The following is a 9080-nucleotide window of genomic DNA, read 5'->3' as shown; positions in this document are numbered from 1 at the left end:
GTCGTCCAACGCCTCACCGGAGGTGCTGGATGCGATCGCCCGGGCCCTGCGGCTCGACGACGCCGAACGCGCCCACCTGCGGGAGCTGGCCGCCGGGACCCGCGGCGGCACCACGCGACGCCGGCCCGCCCCGGAACGGGTCACGCCCGCGGTCCGGCAACTGGTGAGCGCGCTCGGCGACGTACCGGTGGTGGTGCTGGGCCGGCACAGTGACGTGCTCGCCTGGAACGCCGCCGGGCACGCCTTGTTCGCCGGGCACCTCGACGTGGCCGCGCCCGACAGCCGGCACCGGCCCAACATGGCCCGCCTGGTCTTCCTCGACGAGCACACCCGCGAGCTGTACGCCGACTGGCCGGCCAAGGCCCGCGCCGTGGTGGCGACGCTGCGGATGGCCTCCGGGCACTTCCCGGACGACCCGCTGTTCGCCGGGCTGGTCGGTGAGCTGTCGATGAAGAGCGCACGGTTCGCCGCGATGTGGGCCGACCACCGGGTCAAGGCCCTCGGCGACGCGGTCTACGAGATGCGCCACCCGCTGGTGGGCGCGCTGACGGTCACCCAGCAGACCCTGCGCACGGAACACGCCCAGGTCCTGGTGGTCGCGACGACCGAGCCGGGGTCGCCGTCCCAGGCGGCGCTGACGTTGCTGGTGCACAGCACGGCGACGAGCGGCGCTGTGCCGGCCGAGCGGGCAGTCACCGACTGACCTTTCCCTTCTCTCCCCGGGTGCTCCGACGACGAGCGCCGGACCCCGTACGCCCTCAACCCCTCTGGAGCGACCATGCACGAGATCAAGCTCGGCGACGTCACAGTGACCCGCGTCGAGGAGATGCACGGCCCGATCATGGCGCCGGGCGCCTTCTTCCCGGAGCTGCCGGCGGACGCCTGGCAGGAGCATCGCGACCTGCTGGTGCCCGACCACCTCGGGGCCGACGACCTGGTGCACGCGGCCATGCAGACCTGGCTGCTGCGCAGCGAGGGCCGCACGATCCTGGTCGACACCGGCGTCGGCAACGACAAGACCCGCCCGTCGGTGCCGATGTGGGACCACCTGGACCGGGACTTCCTGGACCGGCTCGCGACAGCCGGGGTACGCCCGGAGGACGTCGACCTGGTCGTGAACACGCACCTGCACGCGGACCACGTCGGCTGGAACACCCGCCTGGTGGACGGGCAGTGGGTGCCGACGTTCCCGAACGCCACCTACCTGATGCCGCGGGCGGACTACCAGCCCCGGACGGCGGGCGACGCCTTCGAGGACAGCGTCGTCCCGATCCACGAGTCCGGTCAGGCCCGGTTCTGGGAGGACGCGTACGTGATCGACGCGAACCTGCGGCTGGAGGCGGCGCCGGGGCACACTCCCGGCTCCGCCGTGATCAAGCTCAGCTCAGGTGACGACCGGGCGCTGTTCGCCGGGGATCTGCTGCACACGCCGTTGCAGTTGCTGCACCCGGAGCACAACAGCTGTTTCTGCGAGGACCCCGCGGCGGCCCGGGTCAGCCGTCGCCGGCTGCTGGGATGGGCGGCGGACGCGGGAGCACTGGTGCTGCCGGCGCACTTCAGCGGCCACAGCGCGTTTGAGGTGGCCCACCGCGGCGACGCGTTCGCCGTCACGGAGTGGGCAGCCTTCCCTCGCTACTGACGGCGACGCCTGGGAGGTGAAAGGCCGGCGCCGGCGGGCGTCGGCCTTCCGCCTCGGGTCCCTGCGGCTGAGGATGGAAGCCGCAGAGACTGAGCTATCCCGCGTATGCCTCCAGGGTGGACACCTGACCGGCCGGCCAGCCCGTGTTGGCCGTCACGGTGATCCGGACGTAGCGCACCGAGGCGCTCGGGAAGGTCACCGTCACCTGGTTGCCGCCGGCCGGGTTGAACGTGCGGCCGGTCGCGGCGGACAGGGTCGTGAACGCCCCGCCGTCGGTGCTGCCCTGCACGCTCAGCGTCTGAGTACGGGTCTCCCAGCCCGGTGGCAGGCGTAGCACCAGGCGGGACACCGCGGTGGCGGCGCCGAGGTCCACTTGCAGCCACTGCGGGAAAGCGTTGTTCGCGCTCTCCCAGTAGGAGCCGGGATTGCCGTCGACGGCGTTGCCCGAGCCGTACACCTGGGTGTGGCTGCTCTCCGCGGTCGGTCGGCCCGCGGCCAGGTCGCGCGCCGGGTCGGGGCCGGGGCCGCCGCCGAGCACCGGTGGGGTCGGGCGGGTCGCGGTCAGTGCGAGCTGTCCCTTGAGCATCCGGCCGCCGTCGGCGGTGATCCGCAGGTAGTAGTCGGCCGAGCAGGCGGTGCCGTCCTCGTCGAGGGCCCGGATGCCCGAACCGGCCGGCACGAACGCCGCGGTGGGCGCCGTCTTGGCGATCTGGTTGCCCTCGTTGAACTCGTCGAACATGGACACGTACAGGCCCTGTGAACCGAGCCGGATCATGTTGTAGAGGCTGCGCCAGTAGTAGTCGCCGTGCCGGCGGTGCCCGGACGACAGGTCGCCCGGCAGCACGCAGGGCTGGTAGTCGATGCCGTGCGCCTGGCAGTCGGCGTAGTCCCCGACGTTGGCGTTGGCGTAGTACGAGTCCAGGTCGGCCGGGGTCGCGGCCCGGCCCACCATCCACGGCGAGATCATGTGGAAGGCGTGGTAGACGTCGGCGAAGCCCGGGCGCGAGTCGTTGATGCCCTGGCGCCACCACGTCGGCACCCCGCCGATGACGTAACAGCCCTGTGCCTTGAACCAGTTGATGACGTCCAGGCAGGGGCCGGGGGTGAACGGGCGGCCGGGGTCGTCGAAGCCGAAACCCCAGATGCAGACGACCGGCTTGCCGTTCTGCCGGGCGTACGCGGGTGACGCCGTGTGCGCCGCCATCTTCGTCAGCCAGTCGTTCTTGATCTCCTGCTGCATCGCGGTCCAGCCGGTGACGTCGTACATGATGTAGAACTTGCGGCCGGTCGCCTCGGCCGCGCCGCGGACCTTGACCGTCATGGCGTCGCGGGTCGGCCCCTCGTCGCCGGTCGGGTTGAAGCGCTGCAGCGCCGCCGTGTCGATGTTGTAGTCGCGCATCCAGCGGAAGTGCGTGTCGACCGTCTGCTGGTCGTAGGAGGAGAACAGCCGGGCGCTCTGGCCGTTGCCGAGATTCGGGTAGGCCGTGGGGTAGCCGTGCTGCAGGTCGGTCAGGTCCGGCCAGGACACGATCGTGGTGTTGGCGGGGGACGGCGGCTGGAAGCGGTCGCGGCTCCAGTGCCACCAGCCGCCGATCGGGGCGCCGTCGCCGGGGCAGGAGAACCAGCCCTGGTAGCCGACGGTGATCTTGCCGACGACGTCGCCGGGCGGGGAGGCGGCGCCGGCCGGGCGGGCGAACAGGGCGGGGGAGGCGGCCGCGGCGGTGCCGGCGGCCATCGTGGACAGCACGGTACGGCGGGAGACGGGCACGGGGATGCTCCGATCCGATCCGACCTAGGGATGGAGGGGGATGTCGGATCGACGGTCATCGTGACAGCGCAGGACACAGTCCCGCAATAGTTGGACCAACTTCTGAAACATTCGTGATGCCGGACCGCAAGAAGACGCGTGGCTGCGCCGGAGCCCACGATCGGACCCCGGCGCAGCCGGTCGAACCGTCAGTGCTGGAGCGCCGGCACCGCCTCGGGCACGCTCGGCGGGATCTCGTCGGCCACGGGGGCCGGGCGGCGGGGCAGCCACAACGCCACGACGCCGCCGGCCGCCACGATGCAGGCGCCGACGATCACCGCGGGGACCAGCCCGTCGACGAAGGCCTGCCGGCTGGTGTAGTCGCCGGTGGAGGTGAAGATGGAGGCCAGCACCGCGATGCCGACGGCCACGCCCAGCTCGCGGATGGTGTTGTTGGCCCCGGAGGCGACGCCGCGCTCGCGGGCCGTGACGCTGGCCAGCGCCATGGTGCTGATCGGCGCGAAGGTCAGCCCCATGCCGACCCCGCTGAGTACGAACGCGATCACCAGGTCGCCGTAGCTCACCTCGGTCGTGGTGGCCAGCGCGATCCACAGGATGCCCGCGGCCAGCAGCGCCTGACCCGCCACGATCAGGTTCCGCACGCCGAGACGGTCGGCGAAGATGCCGGCCAGCGGCGCCACCACCATCGGCGCCATCGTCCACGGCAGGGTGCGGATGCCGGCGTCCAGCGGGCTCAGCCCCTGCACCACCTGGAAGAACTGGGCCAGCAGGAAGACCGCGCCGAAGGTGCCGGCCGAGAAGGTCAGCGTCACGATGTTGACCAGGCTGAAGCCCCGCGAGCGGAACAGCGACAGCGGCAGCATCGGCGCGCTGTTGCGGCGCTGCCAGACCACGAACGCGGTGAGCAGCACGGCGCCACCGGTCAGCATGGACAGCACCCGGGCCGAGGACCAGCCGTGGTCCGGACCGTCCACCACGCCCCAGACCAGCAGCAGCATGCCGGCGGCGGAGAGCAGCAGGCCCAGCGGGTCGAGCCGGACGGCGCCGCCGCGCGACTCGGGCAGCACGGTCGCGGCCAGCAGCACGGCCACGACGCCGACCGGCACGTTGAGCCAGAAGATCCAGGACCAGTCGAGACCCTCGACCACCGCGCCGCCGACCACCGGGCCGACCGCGACCCCGAGACCGCTGATGCCGCCCCAGATCCCGACCGCCGCGCTGCGCAGCCGGTCCGGGACCGCCTGGGCCAGCAGGGTCAGTGACAGCGGGGCGACCGCGGCGCCGCCCAGGCCCTGCACCGCGCGGGAGGCGGTCAGCATCCACGACTCGGTGCTCAGGGCGGCGGCGGCCGACGCGAGCGTGAACAGCACGATCCCGGCCAGGAACATCCGGCGGCGGCCGATCCGGTCGCCGATGGCGGCCGCGGTGAGCAGGAAAGCGGCGAAGGGCAACGTGTACGCGTTGACGAACCACTGCAGGTCAGTGACCGAGGCGCCGAGGTCCGCGCGGATCACCGGCAGCGCCGTGGTGACCACCAGGTTGTCCAGCGTGACCATGAAGATCGGGATGCCGACGGCGGCCAGCACCGCGGCGAGAGGGCGGGGCCGGCTGGGCGCGGCCGCTGAGCTGGACATCGCATCTCCTTGTTGTTATTCACTGATAACTAGCTGAGGCCACCGTAGTTATCAACTGATAACCTGTCAACGTGAAAAGGACCCGCCTCACCGCCGAGGAGCGCCACGAGCAGCTCGTGGCCGCCGCGATCACCGCCTTCGCCCGCGGCGGTTACGCCGGCACGACCACCGATCAGGTGGCCCGCCTGGCCGGCGTCTCCCAGCCGTACGTGATCCGGCTCTTCGGCACCAAGCAGGCGCTGTTCCTGGCCGCCGCCGAGCACGCCACCGGCCGCGTCGAGCAGCGCTTCCGCCAGGCGGCGGCCGAGCGGGCCGATCTGGAGAGCCTGGGCATGGCCTACGACGACCTGCTGGCCGAGCGGGACCTGATCACCGTCCTGCTGCACGCTTTCGCCGCCGGCGCCGATCCCGCGCTCGGGCCCACCGTGCGCGCCTGCTTCGGCCGGATCTACCGCACGGTCCGTGAGCTGACCGGCGCCGGCGAGGAGGAGGCCCGCGGCTTCCTGGCCAGCGGCATGCTGCTCACCGTGCTCGGCGTGCTCCAGATCATCGGGCCGGACGCGGTGCCCCGCGAGCCGTGGATGACCGAGCTGATCGGCGTGCACAACCTCGAGAAGGGCTGGCTCGGACCCGAACCCGGATAGTTCGTGGCACGAATGGTCGGCCTACAATGGCCTGGTGGACAGTGCTGACGAGGGCCGGATCGGGGTGGTGGCCGCCCTGGTGCGGGCCACGTTCCTGGTCAATGCGGTCTATGCCGAATCGGGGCGGGAGCACGGCCTCACGTCGCAGCAGGGACAGCTGCTGTGCGTGCTGATGGGCGGGCCGCGCGGCATGGGCGAGCTGACCACGATGCTCTCTCTGGCCAAGTCGAGCCTCACCGGCCTGGTGGACCGCACCGAACGCAACGGCCTGGTCAGCCGCGAGCCGGATCCCCGCGACACGAGGGCGGTACGGGTCGCGCTGACCCCGCACGGCAGCCGGCTCGCCGCGGAGTTCTACGCCGAGACCTGCCGCCGGGTGGAGCGGCTGGCCGCCGGCCTGGACGACGCCGGGCGCGACGCGCTGGCCGGGCTGCTCGGCGCTGTCGTGCGTGACAACAGAGTTCCCGAGGTGTTCCTGGAGCCGGAGGTTGCAGTTCGTAGCACGAACTAATACAGTTCGTGGTGCGAACTATAGGCCATCGGAAAGGCATTTCCATGTCCGGATCCCGGGTTGTCTTCGGCTTCGGCGCACCTCACGGCATCACCGAGGGGCCGGCTCTGGTGCGCGCCGCCCGCCAGGCCGACCGGGCGGGGCTCGATCACGTCTCCCTGTCCGACCACCCCTACTTCGGCGGGCGCCTGGACGCGTACGCCGCGGTGGGCTTCGTCCTGGGACGCACCGAGCGGCTGGCCGCCCTGGCCAACGTGACCAACCTGCCGAGCCGGCCCGCTCCCATGCTCGCCCGCACGGTGACATCGCTCATGGCGCTCTCCGACGGGCGTGTGGTGCTCGGCATGGGCGCCGGCGGCCTGTGGGACCGGATCGCGCAGCTGGGCGTGCCCCGGCTCTCCCCGGGCGCGGCCGTCGAAGCCTTCGAGGAAGCGATCGTCCTCATCAGGAAGCTGTGCGGCGGTGGCCCGCCGGTCACCCATGAGGGCCGGTACTGCCGGGTGCACGAGCTGGAGCCCGCGCCCGTCCCTGCGCCGCCGGTGTGGACCGGCTCGGTCGGCCCGAAGTCCCTCGCGGTCACCGGCCGCGTCGCCGACGGCTGGATCCCCGGACACGCCGCCGACTGGCTCAGCGAGCGCTACCGGACCTCGCGCCCCGTCATCGACGAGGCGGCCGCCGCCGTGGGCCGCGATCCGCGCGAGATCCGCACCGTCTTCAACCTGCCCGGGGCCATCACCGACCGCCCGCTGCCCGCCCCGCGCGACGCGGCCGGGCGGTGGCTCGGCGGCTCGGTGCGGCAGTGGATCGAGGAGCTCACCGGGGCGGTGCTGGAGCACGACGCGGCCGGCTTCACCCTCTTCGCGGCCGGTCACGGCACCACTGACGAGGTGTCCCTCGGGCGCTGGGCCGAGGAGATCGCCCCGGCGGTCCGCGAGGCGGTCGGCGGTCAGATGTTGTGACGGGCGTAGGCCGGGTCGCGCAGGCCCAGCATCGCCTCGGTCATCCGGACCGCGTCCACCGCCGCGCGCACGTCGTGCACCCGGACGATCCGGGCCCCCTGCGTCACGCAGAAGACCACCGCCGCGACCGTGCCCACCAGGCGCTCCTGCTGCGGGCGGTCCAGGGTCTCGCCGATGAAGTCCTTGTTGCTCAGCGCCGCCAGCGTCGGATAGCCGATCGCGGTGATCTCGCTCAGCCGCCGGGTCAGCTCCAGCGAGTGGTACGTGTTCTTGTTCAGGTCGTGACCCGGATCGATGATGATCTGCTCCGGCCGGACGCCGCGGGACAGCGCCAGCGCCACCCGCTCGCGCAGGAAGCCGGCCACCTCCGCGGTCACGTCGGCGTACTGCGGGCTCGGGTGCAGGGTGCGCGGCGCGGCCAGGCTGTGGGTGATCACCAGGGACGCGTCGGTGCCGGCCACCGCGTCCGCGATCGCCGGGTCCCGCAGACCTGAGGTGTCGTTGATGACCCCCGCACCCGCCGCGATCACCTCCCGGGCCACCTCCGGCCGGTAGGTGTCGACCGAGACCACGGCCAGCCCGCGCGCCGCCTGCACCACCGGCAGCACCCGGTCCAGCTCCTCGGCCGCGCTGACCTCCGGCCCCGGCGCGAACGGCACCCCGCCGATGTCGATCCAGTCCGCTCCGGCGTCGGCCGCCGCGCGCACCGCCTCGGTCGCCTTCTCCAGCGCGAACGTGCGGCCGCGGTCGTGGAACGAGTCGGGCGTGCGGTTGACGATCGCCATCACCGTGACCCGGCGCGAGAAGTCGTGCGCGCGTCCTCCGATGACGCGTTCGGCGCAGATCAGCGGGGGTGCGAAGGCAGTCACGCCCGGAGACTAACCGGGCCGTGAACATCGCCCGAATTCGGGCTCCCGCCGATGATCGCTGCTGCTCTAAGGTGCAAGGCGTGACGGAAGCGGGACACGCGGTGGCCGACGTGCGTGGTCCGCTGCCGTACCTGTGGTGGCTCGTGCGGCGGCAGAAGCTGCGGATCACCGCCGGCGCGGTGCTCGGGTCGCTGTGGATGGTGGGGCTGACGCTCCCGCCGTACCTGCTCTCCCAGGCCATCGACCGCGGCCTGCAGCGGCGCGATCTGGCCGCGCTGACCGGCTGGGTGGCCGTGCTCTTCGTGGTCGGCGCGGTCAACGCGCTGCTGGCCATCCTGCGGCACCGCACCATGACCAAGATCCGGCTGGACGGCGGTTTCCGCACCGTGCGGGCCGTCATCGCGCACGCCACCCGGCTCGGCGCCGCGCTGCCGCGGCGGATCGGCGCCGGCGAGATCGTCACCATCGGCATCGCCGACGTCTGGGTGCTGGCCCAGGCCCTCACGGTGACCGGGCCCGGCCTGGGCGCCGTCGTCGCCTACGTCGTGGTCGCCGTGCTGCTGCTGAAGATCTCCCCGCTGCTCGCGGTCGTGGTCCTCGCCGGCGTGCCGGTGCTGGCCACCGTGGTCGGCCCGATGCTCAGCCGGCTCCAGCGCGCCGGCGCCCGCTACCGCGACCACCAGGGCGCGCTGGCCGACCGGCTGGTCGACATCATGGCCGGGCTGCGCATCCTCAACGGCCTCGGCGGCAAGGAGGGTTACGCCCGCCGCTACCGCCGCGACTCGCAGCGGGTCGCCGAGGAGGGCTACCTGGTCGGCGCGGTGACCAGCTGGATCCAGGCACTCGGCGTCGGCCTGCCCGCGCTGTTCCTGGCCGTTGTGATCTGGCTGGCCGCGCGGATGGCGGCCCAGGGCCAGATCACGGTCGGCGAGCTGGTCGCGGTCTGGGGGTACGCGGCCGTGCTCGTCGTCCCGGTCGCGTTCTTCATCGAGGGCGGCTTCGACATCAGCCGCGCCCTGGTCGCCGGGGGCCGCGTCGTCGATTTCCTGCGCCTGC

Annotated in this window: 9 protein-coding genes; 6 read left to right on the top strand and 3 right to left on the bottom strand. The window is 72.5% G+C overall.

Features of this window, described 5'->3' with window-relative positions:
- Positions 1-703, top strand: a 703-nt coding sequence (locus AB0C29_RS20800; RefSeq protein ID WP_360822407.1) for a transcriptional regulator, incomplete at its 5' end; no start/stop codon positions are given.
- A 75-nt stretch (positions 704-778) separates the two neighbouring features.
- Positions 779-1639, top strand: a complete 861-nt coding sequence (locus AB0C29_RS20795; RefSeq protein WP_360822406.1) for an MBL fold metallo-hydrolase — start codon at positions 779-781, stop codon at positions 1637-1639.
- A gap of 94 nt (positions 1640-1733) precedes the next feature.
- Here AB0C29_RS20795 and AB0C29_RS20790 read toward each other — a convergent pair whose 3' ends face one another.
- Together AB0C29_RS20790 and AB0C29_RS20785 are read right to left on the bottom strand one after the other, a co-directional pair.
- A complete protein-coding gene (locus AB0C29_RS20790; RefSeq protein WP_360822404.1) occupies positions 1734-3407 on the bottom strand; it encodes a discoidin domain-containing protein in 1674 nt (557 codons plus the stop codon).
- Positions 3408-3595: 188 nt separating this feature from the next.
- Positions 3596-5041 carry a DHA2 family efflux MFS transporter permease subunit gene (locus AB0C29_RS20785; RefSeq protein WP_360822402.1) on the bottom strand — a complete coding sequence of 482 codons (1446 nt, stop codon included), beginning with the start codon at positions 5039-5041 and terminating at the stop codon, positions 3596-3598.
- Between the two features lie 71 nt (positions 5042-5112).
- On the opposite strand from AB0C29_RS20785, the gene AB0C29_RS20780 reads away from it, so the two are divergent.
- Genes AB0C29_RS20780 through AB0C29_RS20770 form a run of 3 tightly spaced genes read left to right on the top strand, consistent with a single transcriptional unit; the run spans position 5113 to position 7155 of the window.
- On the top strand, positions 5113-5685 hold the full coding sequence (locus AB0C29_RS20780) for a TetR/AcrR family transcriptional regulator (RefSeq protein ID WP_360822401.1): 573 nt from the start codon (positions 5113-5115) through the stop codon (positions 5683-5685).
- Positions 5686-5719: 34 nt separating this feature from the next.
- A complete protein-coding gene (locus AB0C29_RS20775) occupies positions 5720-6196 on the top strand; it encodes a MarR family transcriptional regulator (RefSeq protein WP_360822399.1) in 477 nt (158 codons plus the stop codon).
- A gap of 44 nt (positions 6197-6240) precedes the next feature.
- On the top strand, positions 6241-7155 hold the full coding sequence (locus tag AB0C29_RS20770; protein ID WP_360822397.1) for an LLM class flavin-dependent oxidoreductase: 915 nt from the start codon (positions 6241-6243) through the stop codon (positions 7153-7155).
- Here AB0C29_RS20770 and folP read toward each other — a convergent pair.
- Positions 7143-8024: a dihydropteroate synthase gene (gene folP, locus AB0C29_RS20765; protein WP_360822395.1), complete on the bottom strand. Its 882-nt coding sequence runs from the start codon at positions 8022-8024 to the stop codon at positions 7143-7145. The genes AB0C29_RS20770 and folP overlap by 13 nt on opposite strands.
- An 80-nt stretch (positions 8025-8104) precedes the next feature.
- Here folP and AB0C29_RS20760 point away from each other — a divergent pair.
- On the top strand, positions 8105-9080 hold a 976-nt coding region (locus AB0C29_RS20760; RefSeq protein WP_360822393.1), incomplete at its 3' end, for an ABC transporter ATP-binding protein.

Source organism: Actinoplanes sp. NPDC048791 (assembly GCF_040650095.1).
Lineage (GTDB): Bacteria > Actinomycetota > Actinomycetes > Mycobacteriales > Micromonosporaceae > Actinoplanes.
The sequence above is the reverse complement of the archived record's forward strand: the minus strand, read 5'-3'. Positions and strand labels throughout refer to the sequence as shown.

What these genes read in the sequence shown, in the direction of transcription:
- AB0C29_RS20795 (WP_360822406.1), top strand. Translation starts at nt 779, where the DNA reads ATGCACGAGATCAAGCTCGGCGACGTCACAGTGACCCGCGTCGAGGAG.
- AB0C29_RS20785 (WP_360822402.1), bottom strand. Translation starts at nt 5,041, where the DNA reads ATGTCCAGCTCAGCGGCCGCGCCCAGCCGGCCCCGCCCTCTCGCCGCG.
- AB0C29_RS20770 (WP_360822397.1), top strand. Translation starts at nt 6,241, where the DNA reads ATGTCCGGATCCCGGGTTGTCTTCGGCTTCGGCGCACCTCACGGCATC.